The organism is Maribellus mangrovi (assembly GCF_037646455.1).
Lineage (GTDB): Bacteria > Bacteroidota > Bacteroidia > Bacteroidales > Prolixibacteraceae > Draconibacterium > Draconibacterium mangrovi_A.
Map to the genome: position 1 here is coordinate 1,092,437 of NZ_JBBIXN010000001.1, position 23,030 is coordinate 1,115,466.

Here is a 23,030-nt window from a genome sequence, read left to right on the forward strand (position 1 = left end):
ATCGCCTTACAATTATACGATTTCAATACCTTTTTGCTTGCAAAGCTCAAGTGAAAGTTCGCTCAATTTATATTTTTGGATTTTACCGCTGGCTGTCATCGGAAAGTCATTAACAAAAAAAACATACTTTGGGACTTTAAACCGGGCAATATTCCCCCGGCAAAAATCGATCACTTCTTCTTCGGTAAGTTTTTGTCCATCTTTTAACTTGATGAAAGCACCAACGGCTTCTCCGTATTTTTTACTTGGAACGCCTGCCACCTCAACAGCTTCTATCTGCGGCATTCCATACAGGTAGTTTTCAATTTCGCGCGGATAGATATTTTCCCCACCACGAATGATCATGTCTTTTATACGGCCCGTAATTTTATAGAACCCGTCTTCAGTTTTTATGGCCAGGTCGCCCGAATGCAGCCAACCTTCTTTGTCGATGGCTTTTTCTGTAGCTTCCGGATTATTGTAATAACCTTTCATAACATTGTAGCCCCTGCAACAAATCTCCCCCTGGACTCCGGGCTCGCACTCTGCACCACTTTCGGGATCAACAATTTTAACGTCAACATTCGGAAATTCGAAGCCAACTGTGGTTGCACGAACCTCGGGTGAATTGTGCGTCCGCGTAGCTGTCATTCCGGGTGAGGATTCCGTAAGACCGTAAACAATAATAATGTCTTTCATGTGCATTTTGTCCATCACCTGGTTCATGGTTTCAATCGGGCACAATGCTCCTGCCATAATTCCTGTCCGAAGGCTCGACAGATCAAACATATCGAACATCGGGTGGTTCAGCTCAGAAATAAACATTGTTGGAACTCCATACAATGCGGTACATTTTTCTTTTTGAACCGAAGCCAAAACCATCAAAGGATCGAATTCTTCGTTGATCACCATGGTAGAACCGTGCGTAATAATGGCACAGACTGCAAGCACACAACCAAAGCAATGAAAAAGAGGTACACAAACCAGCAGGCGCTCGTCGCGGGTGTATTTCATGCATTCGCCGGCAGCAAAACCATTGTTTATAATGTTATGATGCGACAGCATAACACCTTTCGGGAATCCGGTAGTACCCGAAGTATATTGCATATTTACCACATCGTGGCAATTCACCGTTTCTTTTACACTTTCCAACTCCAGATCATCGATGTGCGATCCCAGCAAAATGAGCTCGGCCGTACTGTACATCCCCCGATGCTTTTGCTGACCAATGAAACCCACGTTTTTCAGTTCTGGGAAACGTTCGCTCTTTAACTCGCCACGTGCCTGGGTCTTTAACTCGGGAACCAGCTCAAAAATCATTTGAACGTAATCGCTGTCACGGTATCCTTCCACTAAAAACAGAGAATGAATATCGGCGTTCTTAAGCAGGTAATCTAGCTCGTGAAGTTTATAATTGGTATTGATGGTAACCAGAACCGCTCCGATTTTTGCAGTTGCAAACATCAGGGTAGTCCAGTCAGGAACGTTTTTAGCCCAAATTCCAACCTTGTCGCCGGGTTTGATGCCTATGAACAAGAATCCTTTTGCCAGTTGATCTACCCGTTCGTTGAACTGCTTGTATGAAAAACGCAGGTCGCGGTCGGGATAAACGATAAAATCCTGATCGGGAGTTTCGTAGGCCCATTTTTCCAACATCTGGCCCAGGGTATAATCGAGTAACTGCATATCAGTCTTGTTTAGTTAGTTATACCGGCGTGTAAACAACCGCAAGCAGTTTTGCATTCTGATCGGCAACGGCATGTACATTGTGTGCAACAATGGAATCGAGGTAAATGCTGTCGCCCTGCTCAAGCTGATAAATTTCTTTCCCGTAGTTGATCTCTACTTTTCCTTCCAGAACAAAGATAAATTCTTCCCCTTCGTGCGAGGATAATTTGTAGTCGGATGCAGCCGTTGCTTCAATTTCAACAATGAACGGCTCCATGTGACGTCCGGGCTTTGTTTGTGCCAGCGAGAAAAAGTTAAGGTGCTCACGCGTAGTTTCATCTTTTGTTGAGAAACTGAAAGCCGCCTGTTCTTCACCTTTTCTTACAATGGCCGGTCCGATTTTTTCCTGATCGTCGAGGAAGGTGCCAATACGCACACCAAATGCGCGCGAAATTTTTATGAGGTGTCCTAATGAAGGAACAGATCCTTTTTCTTCGATCATTTCAAGCTGAACCGGATCGAGATTAGCTTTTAATGCCAGGTCTTCACGACTCATCTGGCGGAACTCCCTGAAGTCCTTAATCTTTGTTCCAATTTTTTTCCTGTTCTTCATACGACTTACTTTAAGCGGTTTAAACTTGTAAGCGAGCACAGTAATTCCGTGAATTCATGCCTGTAACTGACTTAGAAGTTAATGGTTTTAATTATTGGGCTGTAAAAATAACAGTTTGTATGAATTGAAAAAAATCTTAGCCGGACAAAGCTCAATCAAATACTGAATATATTTCTGTTAAGATTCCGTCATTGATTTCAGGGCACAAAAAAAGGTGTCAAGCGACACCTTTTATTATCGAATAAATAATTGCATTAAATCCATTTAATGTACTTGAAATCCTGGCGATGTGGCAGGTTTTCATGTTTTGGGAACAACCTGAAGCTGTAATTGAAGGATCCCGGGTGAGCCGGTTTAACAAGGTACGAATAGGTGCAAAGTTTATCCTGGCATCCTTGTGGTTCAAACTCCCATGCATCGAAGATTTTTGTCCCTTCCTCTTCGCTGGTTTCTGTGATCACCAGCTCAACACCAACTTCCTTAGGCGAAAGCCCGTTCAGGTCGACAGTTACCTTTACCGGATATTCATTTCCCATAATAAAACGGGTGGTGAATCCTTCTACCATTTCAATTTTCTTCACATTAACACCTTTCCACTTCGAAATGATGTATTCTTTCCAGGCTACCAGGTCTTTAGCCAATTTATAATCATCGGCGAGAATTCGCGAAGCCCGCTCAAACTGTGGATTGTAGTAGCGATCCTGATAATCTCTGATCATCCTTCCGGTAGTAAAATTAGGAGCTACCTGGGCGATAGTATTTTTAACATAGCCGATCCAACGTTCAGGAATGTCGGCCATGTTGCGTTCGTAGTACGATGGCACAACCTCATCTTCGAGTATATTATAGATGGTTTCGGCATCCAGTTCATCCTGGAAATCCTGTACATCATAGGCACGTTCTGCCGGCAATGCCCATCCTGCATTTTCGCGATAACCTTCAACCCACCAGCCATCGAGCACAGAAAAGTGCAGTGTTCCGTTCATCACCCCTTTTTCTCCACTTGTTCCTGAAGCCTCCAAAGGGCGAGTAGGTGTATTCATCCACACGTCAACTCCCTGGAGCAGCATTTTTGCCAGGTTGATATCGTAATTTTGCACAAACAAAATCTTTCCTCTGAATTCCGGTCGCTTTGAAACGTCCACAATGTGCTTGATCAGATCCTGACCGGCCTTATCGGCGGGATGCGCTTTACCTGCAAAAATAAATTGAACCGGACGTTCGGGATTATTGACAATTTTTGCCAAACGATCGAGGTTACGGAATAACAAATGCGCCCGTTTATAGGTTGCAAAACGACGAGCAAAACCAATGGTCAGCGAGTTGGGATTCAACTTACCCAAAATCTCGGTAATGATCTTTGGATTCTCATTCCTTTTAATCCAGTTGTTGGTAAACCGTTGTTTGATGTAGTTGATCATCTTCAAACGCAAGGTTTTCCGGAGTTCCCAGATCTCGTGATCGGGTACGTTGTAAATGTTCTTCCAAACATCAAAATCCAACTGATTGGCCGGAAAATGTTCACCGAAATATCGCTTATGAAGAGATCTCCATTCAGGTGCAGTCCACGACGGATAATGCACACCATTGGTTACATAACCGATTTCGAGCTCTTCGGGCAAAAAGCCATGGTACATATCTTTGAGTACTTCCTTGCTCACATCACCGTGCAACATACTCACACCATTAATCCCCTGCGACAAGTTGCTGGCCAAATAACTCATGTTGAAATGATCGTCGGTTTTGTGGGCTTTACCCAGCATGTCGAACTCATCCCATTTCAACCCCAGTTTATCCGGAAAACTGTTCATGTAGTGCTTAAACATGTCGTTATGGAACGAATCGTGCCCTGCCGGAACAGGCGTGTGCGTAGTGAAAACAGTTGAAGCGCGCACTACTTCCTGTGCTTCGGCGAACGACAGTCCTTTTTCGTTGATCAGATTAATAATGCGTTCGATTCCAATGAAAGCAGCATGCCCTTCATTACAGTGATAGATGTTGGAATCGTATCCCAGTTGTTTCAATGCTTTTATACCACCAAGACCAAGCAGCAACTCTTGTTTCAAGCGGTTTTCATTATCGCCTCCATACAAATGATGCGTAACAAAACGATCTTCGTCGCTGTTTCCGGTATGATCAGTATCAAGTAAAAAGAGTTTCACGGAACCTATATTTACCTGCCAAACCCGTGCAACAACATTTCTTCCGGGATATTGTACTTCAACATTTACCCAATTCCCATCCTTATCAACAGCAGGTTGAACAGGGATCTTGGTGAATTGCTGGGCTTCATAATTCGCCATCTGTTCGCCGTGCAAATTCAGCGTCTGCTTAAAATACCCGAATCGATACAGTAAGCCAACGGCCACAAGATTTACCCGTGAATCACTGGCTTCTTTCAGGTAATCACCTGCCAGAATTCCAAGTCCTCCCGAGAAAATTTTCAAACTGTCGTGCAAGCCGTATTCCATACTGAAATATGCGACCTGAGGACCTTCAAGCGATTTACGTTCTTCGAGGTAAGCATTCAGCGAATTGTAAACCCGGTGCATTTTCTCAATAAATCCCTCGTCTCTTGTGAGTTCGAGTAATCGATTGTAGCTTACTTTATCGAGTAAAAGAATAGGATTGTGTTCGCATTCTTCCCAAATCTCTTCGTCAATATACTGAAACAACTCGCGTGCCTCGTTGCTCCAAACCCACCAAAGGTTTTTAGAGAGCTCGCGCAAGGGCTGCAAACTATCCGGAAGATTGGATTCTACACTAATTTTACGCCACTCAGCCACCTCAATTTCCGGTGCTGGTATATATCTTAATTTTTCTGTACTCATTGTTTTTGATTATTAATATTAACTAACAGCAAAGAACCTTGAACAAAGGTTAACACCTTTATATGTTATTGGTTCATCTTTGTAACCGTGATTAATACGGATTGCAAAAATAGTTTTTATTTGTATATTTTGTCGTTTATACAATTTCTCTTAACCTTTTCTTTAATTTTCTGAAATTCAAAACTATTTACCCTTTTTAGCGCGTGGTTTCCTGGGCTTTTTGGCTGTCTGCAGTCGATTCAGATCGGCCTCCAGTTTTTTAAGTTTTTCATCTTTTTCTTCAATTATGCGCTGAAGAATGGCGATTTCACTTTCGGTTTCATTTTCAGGAACCAGTGCATTTAACCGCATTTTAAAATCGCTAAGCACATTCATGTAATTGATGAAGGCGTCGTAAGGCGAATCGAATGGATTTTGTGATCGGTTCTGACTACCGTCGAGCGAATGTTTGGTCGACATGTAATAGAAATGATCACTTACTTGAAGGTAATTCCAGTCTTTCAGCAATTCATCATCCCGGCATCGTTTCATGCGCGAACTGAGTTCATACAGTTTATTGAAGGCTTCTTTTTGCATTCCGTTCCCCAGCCAGGCAGTAAGGTCGCGCTCTTCATCGGCCCACGAAATTGATTCGGGAACATTGACCACAGAAATAGGCTGTAATTTTTCTACAATCTCGGCGGGTGTGGCAAAAGCCAGCTCATCGCTTTTAACAACCTGTTTGGCAAAGGCTTCGAGGAATTCAAAAATTCCGCTTTCTGCCGGTTGACGCTCCCCAAATGACTCATAACTCAAAAATAAATTAACCACCTCCTCTGTTTTTTCGAGCTTATTGAGCCAGCCAATAAACTTCTCGGCTGTCAGTGGATATTCCGACCAGTTACCGTTGGAGAAACGAAAAGCCAGATCGTCGCTGAGTTTAAAGTTGCGCATCAATATTTTCAGCCTTGGATTTAAAGCATTTACATATAAAAAGTTCGGACTTTTCCAGCCCAGTACCTGCTTTGCACCTTCCGTGAGCATGGCTTTGTATCCCATTTTTGAAACCAATTCCCCTATCTCGTTGGAATAAATCATTTCGGTATTTCTAAATACCTGCGGCTTTTGTCCAAACAATCCAAATATCCGTTCGTCGTGTTGTTTCACCTGATCCTTAAAAGTAGCCGCATCTTTTAACGAGGTTAAGGAGTGTGAATAGGTTTCCGATAAAAACTCAACGCAACCGGTTTTTGCCAGGTCCCGGAAAGATTCAAGAACTTCGGGAGCATACAACTCAAATTGTTCGAGTGCAGTACCCGAAATTGCAAATGAAACTTTGAACTGCCCTTCAAGCTTATCGATGAGTTTCAGCAACAATTTATTCCCGGGAAGATATGCTTTATCAGCTACCCGCTGCAGAATAGCGTCATTCGAATAATCGTCGTAATAATAATGATCGTTGCCGATATCGAAAAAACGATAGCGACGGAACCTGAATGGCTGGTGCACTTGTAATGATAAACAAATTGATTTCATTCGTTTCTATTTATAATTTAGGCTAACACATTGTCGTATACTTCTTTTACTCTCATGGCCGAATTTACCCATCTGAACGCATCTACTTCGTGCTTCCCTTCTGTTTTAAAGTGAGTTGCCAGCGATGGATAATTAAGTATTCCAAAGATTGAATCGGCCATGGCAAAGGTATCCCAGAAGTCGATTTTAATGGCGTTCTCGAGCACTTCGGCCACTCCCGATTGATTGGAAATAATAACGGGCACATTCAATTGCATGGCTTCAAGAGGAACAATTCCAAAGGGTTCGGAAACCGAAGGCATAACGAATACATCGGTCATTTTGAACAATGCGCTGACATCGTTTCCTTTCAAAAAACCGGTAAAATGAAATTTGTCTGCAATTCCCAGTTCGGCGGTACGGGTGATCATGGTATCGAGCAGATCGCCGCTCCCTGCCATCACGAAACGCACATTGTTCATTTTCCGAAGAACAAGGCTGGCAGCTTCAATAAAATATTCAGGACCTTTTTGCATGGTGATCCGCCCTAAGAAAGTAACCACTTTTTCGTCGATTCCTTTTTCCGGCAATGAAGTCGGTTCATCATTAACCGGCTCAACTGCATTATAAACAGTTTCAACTTTTTCCGGGTTAATGCCGTATTTATTGATCACGGTATCTCGCGTCAGGTTGCTGACTGCTATCACTTTATCGGCCATTTCCATTCCTTCGCGTTCAATGGCATACACACGGGGATTTACACTGCCGCCACTCCGGTCGAAGTCGGTAGCATGAACATGCACAACAAGCGGCTTACCACTAGCCCTTTTGGCAGCCATTCCTGCCGGATAAGCCAGCCAGTCGTGGGCGTGTATAATATCGAATTCGGCACTTGAAGCGATAATCTCGGCCACCAATCCGTAATTTTTAATCTCCTCTAACAACCCGCCGCCATACGTTCCGGTGAAATTGATGGTAGTTCCATCTTCTGTTTCAACAAAACGTGTATTTCGGCTGTATTTCTTGCTTTTGAGTTTCCAGAATTCTTCTTCGCTGACATAAGGAACAATTGTGGAATCGACCTCCAGATATTCCATCTTTTTTTCGGTTTCGCCAAGCTGGATTTCCTTCTTGCTGATCGGGACTGTATTTGCACCAATCAGGCGCATGGCCGACTGGTCCTCATCGCCAAAAGCTTTTGGCACAACAAAAGTTACCTCCACATCTTTAATCTCAGCGAGTCCTTTTGTAAGTCCGAAACAAGCGGTTCCAAGGCCTCCTGAAATATGTGGTGGAAATTCCCAACCAAACATGAGTATCTTCATTACTACTGATTTTTAAGATTCAGTTCTAACTTATTATTCCCTGTATTTGTGGATCAATCGTAAGGCGTAATTTACTCCGGCCACGTTCCATGCCTGCGAGAGGGCACCTTTTCCTGCGTGCGGCGGATTTCCGTCGTACATTTCGGAAACCGTACCCACGCAGTTCTCTGTCATCTCCTGCTCAAAGCTCTCGACAATCTGCTTAACAAATGGTAACCCTCCCCGTTTGTGAATTTTCAGGTAGGCTTCAACAAAGAACTGCAACAACCAGGGATAAACAGCTCCCATATGGACGGCAAGTTCACGTTCCTGATGGTTCCCGGTAACGTTGCCGTTATAGCGCAAATGATCGGGCGACAAAGTCCGTAATCCTCGGTTGGTAAGCAGCTTACGTTTGGCAACGCTAAGCACCTGTTTTTGCTGCTCTTTTGACAGCGGGGTGTAATCGAATGCCACTGCAATGACCATATTTGGCCGAACGGCCCAATCGGCCTGTCCCTGGTAAACATAGTCAGCTAAAGATTCGTGGCCATCGTTCCAAAAGGTTTTCAGAAACGAGCGGGCTACTTTCTCCACCATGTCTTTCCATTGATCGATAAATTCCATATCGCCTGCCATATCTGCCAGGTCGAGCGCAAAACAAATGGCATTAAACCACAGGGCATTTACTTCAACCGCCATCCCAGGTCGCGGCACCACCGGATTTCCGTTCACACTCGAATCCATCCAGGTCAATGCAACATTATCTTTGTAAGCTTCAACCAGGCCGTCGTCGTTTGTCCCGATGTAATCCAGCTTTGAATCACGATAAGCTTCTAAAATGCGCTTAATTGCAGGACCATATGTTTTCCAGGTCGATTTTGGATTTCCGTTCTTCTTGTAACAGTTCTGAACCACCCAAACAAACCAAAGCGAAGTATCGGCTGCATGGTAAGTCAGTTTTTCGGCATTGATATTATCCGGGAAAAATCCATCGTTAAAATATTTCAGGTACGAATCGAGGATGGTCGCACACAGCTTTTGTTCACGGAGTGCGAGACAGAGTCCGGGAAGCGAAATAAATGTTTGCCGTGTAATGCTGCCGTACCAGGGAAATCCGGCAATGATCTCTGCCGTTTTCTTTTTATGCATTACGAATTGTCTGGCCGCATGTTCGAGCGAACTGTTAAAGGTCTCCCGCTGCCCTCGTTTTTTAAATTCACGTGTAAACCGTTGCTTCAGGGAAACCGATTTTACCTGTTTTAAGCCGGTTCCAAAAATTATCGACTCACCTTGTTTTAAAGGAAATTCAAAATAACCCGGCACAAAAAGATCTTCGAGGTATTCGTAGCCACGGTTCAATTCTTTCAGGTACTCAACATTGTAATACCAGTCGGGCGCCGGAACAAAATCCGATGCTTTACTTGTTTGCATAAAAAGGTCGGGGTAGCCGTCGTACAATTTTACCGATATTCCGTTGTCGGCATTTTTGTAATGCGTATTTACAAACATGTTTGCTTTGCTGAGCTCGTGAATGTTTCGAAAAGCCAGAAAAGGTTTTAAGCGGAGGGTTGTTGGTGCTTTGGCTTTCTCAAGGGTATATTTTATCAGTACCTGTTCTTCTTTCTCAACGAGCAAACGCTCTTTCGTAAGCACCACACCTCCTACCCTGTAGGTTATTTTTGGTACGTTTCCAAACCTCACATTCTGGATGTATTTGTGTCCTTTGGGTTCGTAAGATCCTCCCTGATAACGGCGGATCCCCAGGTTAAATTCAGCTTCGTTCTGTATTATTGTCTCGTCGAGCGATGACAGTAAAACATGCTTTTCACCTCCAAAATTTTCAATCGGGCTAACCAGTAATCCATGGTACTTTCGTGTGTTACATCCGTTGAGTGTTGTACAAAGATATGATCCGGCTTTGTTGGTACGAAGTATTTCCTTGTAAAGCGAATATTCTAAATTGATTAACTGCTCCTGATCAAAACTGAGGTAATGCATAATCCTAAAATTTTGTGTGAGATTTATTGATTAAGAAAGTTAGAAGTAAGGACAAACCCTCGCCCACAAAATTATATGATTTTAATCACTTTTTAGAGTGAACACCTCCCGTTTTCTCCAAATTACGGGTAAAATGTTCTTTTTCTAACTTTAAGTTAAGATAGGGAAATTCGATTTCAAGTTCAAGGATATCATTATAAATTTTCTTAATAAACTTCCTGAATTCGGGAGTTGATTTATTGATGGGACGATGCGCCGCTGCGGATCGTATTTTCTGTACTTTTTGAGCCAGTTTACGACTTTCTTCATCAATCAGTGCTTCTTCAAAAAGCTGCCAGATATGATTGACGGCTACTTCGCTAATATGCAACATGTCAGCCGCATAGAAGCGATAATCGCGCAGTTCATCCATAACTATTTCGTAGGACGGAAAATAAGCACAACGCTCAGGAAAGCGTTTCTGCAGTTCATCGATTGCCAGGTGTAAAATGGCTTTGCTTCTTTGGTTCTCAACGGCGCCATCTTTCCAGTGCCGGATTGGACTGACAGTAAATATTATTTTCAAGCTTTCGTTCATCTTCCAAACAGCGGGAAGCAGTGCGCTGTAAGTTTCCACAATCTCATCAACCGATAAGCGCTCGCGGTTAAATTCAGTTGCCGGTATTTTATGGCAATTGGAAACGATCTCCTTTGTTTTCTTGTACCTGTAAATCCATGCCGTACCAAACGTGATGAATAAAAAATCAGCAGTATTCAAAAATTCTGAAGAATATTGAATTCGTGTATTTATTTTTTCCAGCACCTGGTCTTTATCCGTTCCCGAAAAGCGACCATGGTGCGAGAAACTGTGCCACAAACCGTTGTACCCGGCAAGATCGTCGGGGCCAAATTTTCTGACAGACAACAGTGATTTCAGTCCTTCGGCTACCGATGTCGGGTTATACAAAATTCCAAAAGGATTAATGTCGACCGGGTATTTAAGGTCTTCCATTTTTTGCCCCACGTTTTCGGTGAAACACGAGCCCATAAAAATGTTCTTTTTCTGATAGCCCGTTTCCCACGGTATTTTAGGAATTTTTACCGGGGTATGGAATTTTGAGTCGACCATTTATTTCACCTTTGCAATATCGATTTTTTTAAATACCAAACCTGTTCGTGCCGGCAGATAAAGTTTCAGGTAATGCTGACTGTTTATTCCCGCACTCGGCATGGTATAATAACTGATTTGCTCATCCACCCGATCATAGCCACCAAACCGGCCTGAATCGGAACTCAGCACTACTTTGTATTTTCCTGCACCCAAGGGGATACCATAATCGGCAAACGATTTATCAGGATTAAAGTTGAACACAAAAAGGAAAAGTCCGCGGTGGTAGGCCAGAACCTGGTCAGGTTTGTTATCCAATACCAGATCAACCGAAGGCACAGTGATAATGCGATGTTCGTTGAGCAACTGAATCATTTCCTTATCGAAATCGTAGAGCCAGTGAAATTTCAATTCAGGGTCGTCGGCGATGCTCCATATCCGGCGGGCATGTTTGAACGACCAGTTATTTCCTTCGCGCGGAAAATCAATCCATTCGGGATGACCAAATTCATTGCCCATAAAATTCAGATAAGCACCGCCTGCTGAGCTTGCGGTAGCCAAACGTATCATTTTGTGTAGCGCAATTCCACGGTCAACGGTCAGGTTGGGCTGGTCTTTTCGCATGCTGAAATACATCTCCTTATCGATCAATCGAAAAATGATGGTTTTATCGCCCACCAAAGCCTGGTCGTGCGACTCGGCATAACTCACCACCTTTTCTTCCATTCGTTTCGAAGTAAGCTGGTAGAAAATCTCACCAACATCCCAATGTTCGTCCGACTTTTCTTTAATCACTTTGATCCAAAAATCGGGCATTCCCATGGCCATCCGGTAGTCAAATCCAAGACCACCATCTTCTACAGGAGAAGCCAGACCGGGCATTCCGCTCATATCTTCGGCAATTGATATCGATTTCGGATTAACCTGCTTCATCAGCTTATTCGCCAGTTTAAAATAGGTGGTTGCCTGGTGATCAACATTGGCGTTAAAATAATCGTCGTAATTTGTAAAGGCGATTTCCAGGCCATGATTGAAATACAACATACTGGTTACCCCGTCAAACCTAAATCCATCGAATTGATATTCTTCCATCCAGAATTTGATGTTCGACAGCAAAAAATGCAATACTTCATTTTTATCGTAGTTAAAACAGTATGAATCCCAGGCCGGATGTTCCCCTTTGGGTCCATCGTGGAAAAACTGAAAACGTGTGCCATCGTATTTTCCCAGACCTTCGACTTCGTTTTTTACAGCATGCGAGTGCACCAGGTCAATAATAACGGCTATTCCCATGCCATGCGCCTCATCGATGAGTTGGCGAAGTTCGTCGGGCGTTCCAAAACGCGAAGAGGCTGCAAAGAAACTCGACACATGGTAACCAAAGCTACCATAGTAAGGATGTTCCGGGATGGCCATCAGTTGAATGGTGTTGTAACCATTTCCCTTTATTCGTGGCAGCATGTGTTCACGAAATTCATTGTAGGTGTGCACGCGCGGTTCTTCACCTGCCATTCCCACATGGGCTTCATAAATCAAGGGAGGCTCATCAGCACGTTCAAAATTTGGATATTTCCAGGAATAGGGCTCCTCGGGTGCCCAAACCTGCGCATTGAACATCTTGGTTTCTTCGTCTTGAACTACCCGTTTCGCCCATGCCGGAATACGTTTGCCGGAATTCACCGCCCAATACACTTGCAAAGCATACAAGTCTTCATGCTGCAATGCATCTTCAGGTAAAATAAGTTCCCAAACGCCATTTCCAATATGAGTGAAGGCATATTGCGATTGTTCCTCCCAGTTGTTAAACGAGCCAACCAAATAGATGTGTGTAGCATTGGGAGCCCATTCGCGCATCGCCCAACCGTTGGGTGTTTTATGCAGTCCAAAGTACAAGTAACCCGATGCAAAGTCGTTAAGAGATGCACCTCCTGTGAGTTCTTTTTCTTTGCGTTCGGCTACTATCATTCTGTCGGAAATGACCCCCGAATAGGATTCCAGCCACGGATCGTCCTGTACAAGTTTAGGCAGATATTTTTTCATGTTATTGTGTCTTTCGTTAAACAATTTTTAATGCTGCATAATGCAAGCAAAATTGTCCTCCTCGTTTTTCATAAAGATATGTAAACAAGGTAAACAGTTAATGAAATTTACAATAATTTTCAAGGTATTCATAAAGGAATCGGAATAACCCGATAAAAAACAAGGCGTAAGAATGCAGCCTTGATTCCTTTAACCCGAAACATTACACAAAATGTGCTTAGATGCTTACTACCCCTCCTGCAAAAAATATTCTTTTGTAATAAATTTGTAGCCTTGCAAAACTATGAACAGTTGAATGCTTAAAAGGGAGTTGCGAATCGCATGGTTAATCTTAGCGGGGTTTTAGCAAAAAGCCATGGCGCGGGGGCACCATGGCTAAGTTTACTATAAATGGTTTTAATTATTAATTTAAAACCGTACTATAAGTTACAATAATCGAACCAGCATTACATGAGATCATCGTTTTTAGTTGTGATTTTTGTTACAAAATAGTTTCGTCCTACCTATTTATTATTAAATCAACATACAATGTCAAAAGACGCAGAAAATTTGTGCACAAAAAAACCATGGCGGGGGGCGCCATGGTTGAATAATAATCCTTAAACGCTGTTTAATTATTAATCTAAAACTGCAGGTTGTTTTACAAATACTATACCAACTTTCGAAATTCTTTTAAAACTTTTTATGTTTCACAATTGTTTTTTCTAAAAACTTTAATGATGCCAAAAACCGGTTTTACAACAAAAGCATTAAATGTACCCTACGCTAAAGAAGATCCGCACAAAGCATTGCAGATGCCAGTTTACGAAGCAGTAGCTTACGAGTTTGATTCTGCAGAACAAATCGAAGCAAATTTTAAGGGAGAATACATTGCACACGTTTACTCCCGTTCGTCGAGTCCTACAGTTGAATATTTCGAGCTTAAATTAAAGGCATTAACCGAAAGCCAGGGAGTGGTGGCGGTTAGTTCAGGAATGGCCGCTATTTCGAATACGATTATGGCGATTACGCGAGCCGGGGAAAATATCATTTCGGGCAATCGGCTTTTTGGGCACACGCTGGCCCTCTTCAAACAAACGCTGGCTGAGTTTGGTCTGGAAACCCGTTTTTCAGATTTAAAAAATGCAGAAGAAATTGAAGCCTTGATCGATGAAAAAACACGTGCTATTTATTTCGAGACGGTAACTAATCCACAGCTCGAAATTCCGGATATTGAAATGCTTTCCGAAATTGCCCGCAAGCACAATTTGCTGCTTATTGCCGACAGCACCATCACACCGCCCAATGTTTTTATGGCCGGCAGCTTTGGTGTAAACATCGAGGTAATTTCAACCACCAAATACATTTCGGGTGGCGCTACTTCGTTTGGTGGCGCCATCGTTGATCACGGGAATTTCGACTGGAACCTCAATCCGAATGTTTCAACTTACATTCAAAAGTTTGGCAAAAACGCATTGATCGCCAAAATTAAAAAGAACATTTACCGGAACACCGGAGGAAGTATGGCTCCGCAAACTGCACGCTTCCAGATACAAGGCCTCGATATCCTTGAAATCCGAGTTGAACGCTGTTACCAAAACTGCATGAAACTCGGTAAATTTCTTAGCGGTCATGCCAAAGTAAAGCGGGTAGATTATCCCGGCCTGGAAAACGATCGCGGTTACGAGCGGGCAAAGAAATATTTTGAAGGCGTTCCCGGAACCATTATGAGTTTTGATCTCGAATCAAAAGCAGCCTGTTACCGTTTTATGAACAAACTGAAAATAATCAGACGAGCTACCAACCTTAACGACAACAAATCATTGATCATCCATCCGGAATCGACGATATATGCTGAATTTACAGCGCAGGAAAGAAATGTGGCCGATATCCGCGACACCATGATGCGTTTATCGGTGGGTATTGAAAATCCTGATGATTTGATTTCGGACATTGAGCAGGCGCTGGAGTAACACCTGATTTTATTCAACGGGTGATTTAGATTGTTGATTCCCTGTCAATCTAAATAAGTGCGTTCGACGAAAGATATCAATTACAGCAAAGAGTATTTTACACCGTCTTTTAAGGTGGTGATAGCGGATATGACTGATCATACTTATTCCTTATGATTTTGCACTGTTGTCCTTTAAAAATTTTATGAAAAGATTCTTTCGCTTCATTGCTTTACGCTCAGAATGACAGAGAGTTCTGATTCTAAGAGATGTTGGTGAGGATGTTTTGGTGGCAAAGTTACCAAAACATCCTCACCAACATCTAACTCTATAAATACCTTGTCATTCCGAGCAAAGCGAGGAATCTGTTTCAAGCTTAACACCGTTCTAAAGCGGTCTGCAGATAGGCAGGAACAGTGCAAAAAATGGGATCTGGATTTTATATCAAACTCATGCGTGAATAAACTACTCTAGTATGCCAGCATAACGGTTCCGTTACGAACTCCGCCAAGTCCATCGTTCAGCAGCAATACATAAATGTAGTTTCCTGCCGGTAATCCACCCGAACGACCAATGGTAAGTTTATTGTCGGAAGTTCCCCACCACCAGGCGTCGTTCCAGCCCCAGTAGTCATAGTTACCGTATTTTTCTTTCTCCCAGAGCAGGTTACCGTTCCGGTTAAAGATCATCAGTTTCGCATCCGGGTAACGCGGATAGATACACAGGATCTGGAAGAAGTCGTGGACACCGTCGTCGTTTGGCGAGAATCCTTCCGGGATAAACAGTTCGCACTCCAGCTCAGTATCGAGGTACTCCGGATGTCCGTCAAGGTCGAGGTCGTCGTTGCTATAATCACCGTCGCCGTTGATATCCTCATCCCTGGTCAGGTATTCGTCGTCTTCATCATTTATATCACGCCAGTCGCGGATATTGTCACCATCAAAGTCCTGCAATGGTGCCGTACTTCCCGTTTCGTTGTCTATCAGATCCGGAATTCCCCATCCGTCAACCCAGTCGTAGGCATCATCCAGACCGTCACGATCGATATCGCTGTAGATCCTTGTCACGTCGGCAATACCATCGGCATTGTCGTCATTTCCTTCAATGTAGTCAGGAACGTTATCGTTATCCGAATCGGAATCCAGATAATCCGGAATACCATCACCATCGGTATCTGCCAGGTCGATATCGAATGGAATACCTCCTGCACCTTCATCATAGTCGTAGTGCGCATCCCAACCGTTGTTGTTCTCATCCCGCCATCCAACCGGTTCATTCCAGTTCTCTTTAGGCTCCCACTGGCCTTCAATGTTGTCAACAATTCCGTCATTATCCGAGTCAATATCCAGGTAATCCGGGATACCATCCTGATCAGAATCTACCAGCACAGCATCCGGATCCTCAGGCCAGAAACCTCCGTTTTCAATATTATCGCGTATACCGTCGTTATCATCGTCGATATCAATTGCATCGGCTACACCGTCACAATCGTTATCCGGTACACGGGTAATATATACCCAGGCTGTGTCGTACAAGGTTTCTCCGAAACGCGGTATATCCCATATCTCATACTGGAAGCTATCGATACCCTCGGTAAAATCAACAAATGGTTCATATTCAAAATGTCCGTCATCGTAAAGTACCAGTATTCCGTTGACCGGCTGTACAAGCGGCACTGAATTCACAACAATAGCATCGCCGTCAGGATCGGAATCGTTCAATGTTACGCTTCCTGTCAGACTAATACACGGTACTTCGAAGTAATCATCAACGGCATCAGGTGGCTCGTTGGCCGGCACAACTGTGATGAATACCAGTGCCTGAGCACACTCTTCTTTACAAGGAATGGCATCGTCACAAATGGTATACATAAATACATCATCGCCAACAAATCCGGGATTAGGAGTATAGGTAACAGAACCACTAACTTTATCGATCTGCACTGAACCATTGGCCGGTGCAGTTACCAGTTCTAATGTTTCATTTTTTATGTCTGTTTTTAAACCAACATCATAGTCGTTCTCCACAACGTTAACAGTTACCGGCACATCCATTACAGTTGTATCGTAGTCAGGCAGTGCAACCGGAGGAAGGTTACCAAATACCACGAACTCTGCAGTACAATAGCCTTCATTTCCGCTCTGATCAATCGCAATTGCAGTAATGGTTACCGGACTGTTTTCAATATCATCGCAATCGAGTACATACCTGCTTAACAAGGTGTCAACAATTGTACAGTTCTCCCACTCTGATGTAGTAACCATTGCATAGGTGAGTGTATAGGTTCCATCTTCTTCACTGAGCTGAACCGTATCGCGCGTGATACAGGTAATCCGAGGTGCAATGGTATCAAGTACGGTAACTGTAGTACTACAACTATCCTGTAATCCATACCCATCAGTTACGGTCAGAGTAACCGTATTCGGACCAAGATTATCACAGTCGAAATTGTAGCGGTCGAGTTCGAGTGTAACATCCGTACAGTTATCGAACGATCCGTTATCGATCATATCTTCTGTAATGCTCGCCAGCCCGTTCTCATCGAGGTAAATAGTATCAGGCTTACAAAGTGCTGTTGGTGGCAAGGTATCCGCTACAGTAATCGTTGCCGTACAACTATCTGAAAGACCAGCTTCGTCAACGACCATTATTTGAACCTGGATGCCGGATTCCACATCCTCACAAGTCACATCTCTCCATTGCAGATAAACTTCCAGGTCTTCCGGTGCCGTACAATTATCATAAACACTATCAACAATTGCCACTGAATCGCGAATTGTCATCTGATACTCTCCTTTTTCATCGAGGTAAACAGTTATATCAGCACAGAATACTTCCGGTGCCTGGTCATCGATTCCCAGGTAGTAGCTGGTATCGCGGCCAACATTTCCGCAGAAATCGGCAATGCTAAAGTAATAGATCACCTGAGAACGACCGGGTGCCAGGATAATTGCTGTATCACGAACTGTAAACGTTGTCGGATCAATCTGACAATTCGGATCGTATGGTGCATTCTCTACTCCAACCAAAGCAATAAAATCATCATAATTATCAATCCGTGGAATTACTATCGATGAACATTCAGAGGTATCGCCATCAGGAGCAATGATCACAGGTGGAACATTATCGTAGAAGTCGACATGCTGAACACAGGTATCAATGCGGCCGTAAATGTCTTTGATCACATAGAAGCGATCGATGCTTAGACAGGAGTCTCGGTCAACAAATTGGTCGAAAGATTCAAATCCGTCCAAGATAAACAACGGATTGTAGAAGCCACCGTAGGCCATAAACTTACTAATGTCATCTGCTTTCGGATATTGCGACGGATCCGGACATTCTATAGCTGTATCCGGGATACAGGCCAGCTCAGGCTCTAACGAAGTAATCTCAACAGTGAGTGTATCGATACAGCCAATAGCATCGTTTACGTAAACCGTATAAGTACCTGCAGCCAAGCTGTCGATGTAATCAGTTGTGTCACTATTACTCCACAAATAATCAAAAGGAGTGGTTCCTTCATAGACTCCAATTTGTATTTCGCCAACCGGTGCCGGATTATAGTCCTGATCAACATGCAATAATTCATACACCTCGATAGCCGGACGTACCTCAATCTCCATGGTCACCGGACTTGCACACTGTCCCGAATCCGGGATAAATGTTAAAGTAAATAATCCTGACTCATCGGTACTCAAAGTATCCGGGAACCAGTAACCTGTAAATCCATCTAATGAAGTATCAGGTAATTCAGGCGCTTCAGTAAATTGACAGAGCGGACCAAGTGGTTCAAAATCCGGAGTATAGATAGTATTGATAATTATCTTTTGAAGCGTATCCACATCGTTACAACCATCGGTTATACGGTAACGGCGGTAGAATACATCCGGTTCTGTAACACCTCCTGCAAACTCTTCAAGTAATGTGATCTGCGGAACAGCGCATTCATCAGTTGCGAAAGGTCTCGCATCAGTATATTCCGGCGGTAAATCACACTCGCTTTCAATAATCGGTTCAAAGTAAGTAATAACCGGAGCTATAGTATCGTAAACATAAATGAGTTCAGTTGTTTCTGACCAATTATTACATCTGTCGTAAATGCGGTACACTCTTTCATATACTGTTGGACAGGTTCCCCGTTTGGTTTGACTCATGAATGTAACCAGCCTAATATTTGAGTTACCACAATTGTCGAATGCGTCATTACCGTGTGAGTTTCGATACCTAAGCACATCAACGTAATCCTCATAAGGCAATCTCCATTCTGAGGCTGTTATGCTGCAATAAGCTTCTTTATCCGGTAATATCAAAGTTGGCGGCGTATTATCATCTATTACATAAACCTTGGTACACGATTCCTCGTCACCAACCTCATTGGTAATGGTGAATGTACGTGTTACCGTTTCAGGACAGGTTTGGCCGTTACTTTGATCTTTATAAGTAAAACTGACAATATCTAACGGATAGCTGTTGGCATAACCACCATCGCCTCTAAAAGTTGAAAGCGTATATTTTGGCAAATCTCCTTTACATTCAAATGTTTCTGATGGTAAGCCATCGCATTCAATCACAAACTCGACTGTTATATATACCTCTATGATTTGCGCACATCTGTCAACGTTACCACAATAATCTGTCACCTCGTAGGTCCTGGTTATAATTTCAGGATCGGATCCTCCATCTGATACATCTCTCACATGACGGAAACTGACTACAGCACAGTTATCATCGAAGGTTCCTCCTGCAGTCAGGAAGGCGGTGGTATCTGCATAAGGATCGGGTACAATTCCATCCGTAACCGTAATATCAGGAGGACAGCTCATCGTTGGCGGAACCTTGTCATCAACAATTACCTGATGATAACAGGTCCCGACAATATTACCACAGGAATCGGTAACCGAGTAAATCCTGATTTCCTCATAACAGTAAGAACTAGCTGTGATAACAGAATCACGATAAGTAAACGTTGCCGTGTCTATGCCACATATTGAGTAAACTTCCAGTGAGGTATCCAAAGCCAGGAATTCTGAAAGGGTAGTTGCTATCGGATAATTTGCCAGATCTTCATAACAGGTTAAATCAGTAGTCCCGGCACAAACCATATACCTCTCTGGTGGAACAGGTTCGATAATGGTCGCTGTAAATTCAGCCGGGCAATCACTCGCATCGAGCACATGTAGTGTATACGTTCCTGCTGGCTGGTTATACAGATCTTCATTGATACCAACTACCACACCCGCTTCATTGGTCCATTCGTAAGTATAGCCCGGAGTTCCTCCTCCAACCGAGACTTCAATACTACCATCACTGAGTCCGGCATCAGAAACATGAGTTATTGCCTCGAGAATGATCGAAACAGAATCTGGTTGTGTGATTTCAACTTCGATCGAATCGCTACATCCAATTATATCAGTTACAAGCACAGAATAGATTCCGGCCGGTAAGTTGGCCAGATCCTCAGTTGTTTCGCCCGTGTTCCATTTAAAGGTGAACGGACTAAGTCCACCGCTGACCGTAATATCGATCGTGCCGGTGCTGTCGCCGTAACACAATACATCAACCGGATCGGCGGTGATATCGATAGGTGGACTTATGGTGAGATGCAACCACAGACTATCGGCACAGATACTTCCACCTACCGTATGCAGATAGGTCCCCGAAGCATAATAAGTTTGACCGTTACCCGCTAACCAGGTATATTCCTCACAGGCTTCAATGGTATCGTGAGTCGTTATCCCCTGAAGGATGGTAACACCCAAATACACGATCGAGTCACAATTCATTGTATTCGTCAATTGCGCCTCATAAATTTCATCCGTGAGTGTTTGGATCGGTATTTCATTCCAGTCGGCCACGACCTCGCCCCGGCAGAAGGTATCGTAAACATAAACCGTATCCGGAATTATTATTTCAACATTATATGTCAGCAGAGAATCACATCCGGCTGCATTCACCAGCGTATCGAGGTAAGTACTGTCATTTTCGGCAAAAATAGTAAGGTTATTCCAGGCGTAAGGCGGATTCCCGTAACATAGCATCGTATCGATGATAGTATCGGTTGACGGGACAATATGCATATTGAGATAAACCAGCGAATCACACAAATACTGATTGGTTAACCTGGCCTCGTAAATGCTGTCGAAAACTGTTTGTATCGTAATTCCGTTCCATACAAATTCAGGTTCATCCTGACAAATGATGCTGTCAACCTTGAAGGTATCAGGAGGTGTCACTTTCACATCGTAGGTAAGCAATGAATCACACCCAAAACTATTTACCAGGGTATCCAGATAAATACTATCCTGTTCGGTCATGATCCAGCGGTTGTTCCATGCAAACTCCGGAGCCCCTACACACAGAGTAGTATCCAGCAGCGTATCTGTTATTGGAAGTGTAAATACTTCCAGCTTAATATGAAGGGAGTCGCAGCCAGAGGTAGAATAATACATCGTATCGAGGTACAAGCTATCCATTCCCGGAACACCCGGAACAATCGTGTCGGTGTACAATACAAATGGTTCTTGATTTTCGCAAATATAAATTGTAGTGTCTTTTGGTTCAGGGAACAAGACCGTAACGTCCAGAGTAATAACCGAGTCGCAGCCATATTGGTTGATCAAAGTATCTCTATAAACTCGATCCATGTCGCTGGTAATCGTTTTGTCGTTCCAGATGAAAGGATCTGCACCCGCACAAATTTCCATAGAATCGTACACAAAGTCAGGCGGGTAAACAATAATCTGAATCTCGTCGCTGGCAGTACATCCTTCGTCATCTTCAATTGTGTAGACTAAATCGAAAATTCCCGGTCCTGAGTTCTTAAAGATCACATTTGCTTTATCTTTTCTGTCGAGGAAATTAGCACCGTATCCCGACCATGTACTGGTGATACTACCGGTTCCTCCTACCGAATTACCAATTAAAATTACTTGTTCTCCAACGCATAATATCGAATCGTCCACTGTAATATAAGCAAGCAGTGAATCGGGCTGTGCAATTAATACCGTATCGCGAACAACACAACGATTCGAATCTGTAACCGTTAAAATATAAGTATCGGCTGGAATGTCGTAAATATCATCGGTATCGAAGGTTGATCCCAGTGTTCCCTGCCAATTGTAAGAAAGCTCTCCGGTACCTCCCCAGGCTGATGACAGGATATAGGCGTCGGAATATCCGAAACAGCTCACTATACCAACGTCGTCAATTTGTTCTTCCAGCAGAATTGGATCCACGATCTTTATAGAATCGGAAACCGTACAATTGTTGGCATCGGTGACTGTAACGTTATAGGTTCCGGCCCATAAACCATTAACAGTAGCTGAATTTACAGATTCAAAACCCGGTGGTCCTTCCCATACATAATCGAAAGGAGGCTGCCCAACAGTGACATTCGCAGTAATGGATGCATTGCTGTCGTTGTAGCATAAGGGATCAATTTTCGTCAATTCAACTTCAGGTCTGCTAAACGTAAAAGTCACTGTATCAAAATCGGGTTCGCAGGTTCCGTTATCTGCCAGTCCGTCCGCTCTAAGTACCAGTGTTACGCTGCCTGCAACACTGTCGGTGGGCCCCAGGTAATAAGTAGGATGCAGGCTGTACGGATCGCTGAAAGTACCATCGCTAAGACTTGTCCATTCAAGGATGCTGTAATTATAAGCAGTATCTTCCGAAAGTATAATATCGTCGACATTACAGATCACCCGGTCGTCGCCGGCTATGGCTTCGGGAAGCGGGAATACCCGTACCATACCTTGTTCAACCGTATCACAACCGTGTTCGGTCGTCACCATGACCACAATATCAAAATCACCAACCTTGTCCCAAAGATGCGTGATTTCATTGCCCCAGGTAGTGTCTATTCCATCTACCTCCGTAAAATCAACACCAGGTATATTGTGCATGGTATCACCTGCTAGCCTATCCACAATATCCCAGTAGTAAGTATAGAGTTTTTCTCCATCGCGACGATAGGTACGCTCGGCGCCCACACATACCGAATCAATGACATAGGTCTCCTGGGCGAGCAGGTTTGCCGCCATCAACAGGAAGAATGCTATGTACATCAATTTTTTCATTTCT

The 23,030-nt window shown here is 43.5% G+C and carries 10 protein-coding genes; 1 reads left to right on the plus strand and 9 read right to left on the minus strand.

What is annotated here, in order from left to right; all coding sequences use genetic code 11:
* Nucleotides 1-12: 12 nt before the first annotated feature.
* The 8 genes from WFY05_RS04135 to WFY05_RS04170 all read right to left on the minus strand — a co-directional run bounded on the left by WFY05_RS04135 (nt 13) and on the right by WFY05_RS04170 (nt 13,017).
* Complete coding sequence (locus tag WFY05_RS04135; protein ID WP_340111461.1) at nt 13-1,665, minus strand: AMP-binding protein; 1,653 nt, start codon at nt 1,663-1,665, stop codon at nt 13-15.
* A 19-nt stretch (nt 1,666-1,684) separates the two neighbouring features.
* Nucleotides 1,685-2,260 carry a helix-turn-helix domain-containing protein gene (locus WFY05_RS04140; RefSeq protein WP_340111462.1) on the minus strand — a complete coding sequence of 192 codons (576 nt, stop codon included), beginning with the start codon at nt 2,258-2,260 and terminating at the stop codon, nt 1,685-1,687.
* Between the two features lie 254 nt (nt 2,261-2,514).
* Nucleotides 2,515-5,091, minus strand: a complete 2,577-nt coding sequence (glgP, locus tag WFY05_RS04145; protein ID WP_340111463.1) for an alpha-glucan family phosphorylase — start codon at nt 5,089-5,091, stop codon at nt 2,515-2,517.
* Between the two features lie 183 nt (nt 5,092-5,274).
* Entirely contained in the window at nt 5,275-6,606 is a 1,332-nt protein-coding gene (locus WFY05_RS04150; protein WP_340111464.1) for a glycoside hydrolase family 57 protein, read from the minus strand.
* Nucleotides 6,607-6,623: 17 nt separating this feature from the next.
* Nucleotides 6,624-7,910, minus strand: coding sequence for a glycosyltransferase family 4 protein (locus tag WFY05_RS04155; RefSeq protein ID WP_340111465.1), 1,287 nt, complete (start codon nt 7,908-7,910; stop codon nt 6,624-6,626).
* A gap of 33 nt (nt 7,911-7,943) precedes the next feature.
* Nucleotides 7,944-9,890: an amylo-alpha-1,6-glucosidase gene (locus tag WFY05_RS04160; RefSeq protein ID WP_340111466.1), complete on the minus strand. Its 1,947-nt coding sequence runs from the start codon at nt 9,888-9,890 to the stop codon at nt 7,944-7,946.
* 85 nt (nt 9,891-9,975) lie between these two features.
* Complete coding sequence (locus WFY05_RS04165) at nt 9,976-10,998, minus strand: GSCFA domain-containing protein (protein ID WP_340111467.1); 1,023 nt, start codon at nt 10,996-10,998, stop codon at nt 9,976-9,978.
* Entirely contained in the window at nt 10,999-13,017 is a 2,019-nt protein-coding gene (locus WFY05_RS04170) for an alpha amylase C-terminal domain-containing protein (RefSeq protein WP_340111468.1), read from the minus strand.
* Between the two features lie 716 nt (nt 13,018-13,733).
* Here WFY05_RS04170 and WFY05_RS04175 point away from each other — a divergent pair.
* Entirely contained in the window at nt 13,734-14,969 is a 1,236-nt protein-coding gene (locus WFY05_RS04175; RefSeq protein WP_340111469.1) for an aminotransferase class I/II-fold pyridoxal phosphate-dependent enzyme, read from the plus strand.
* Nucleotides 14,970-15,418: 449 nt separating this feature from the next.
* Here the strand turns inward: WFY05_RS04175 and WFY05_RS04180 are convergent, their stop codons facing one another.
* Entirely contained in the window at nt 15,419-23,026 is a 7,608-nt protein-coding gene (locus WFY05_RS04180) for a cadherin-like domain-containing protein (protein WP_340111470.1), read from the minus strand.
* Nucleotides 23,027-23,030: the final 4 nt, after the last annotated feature.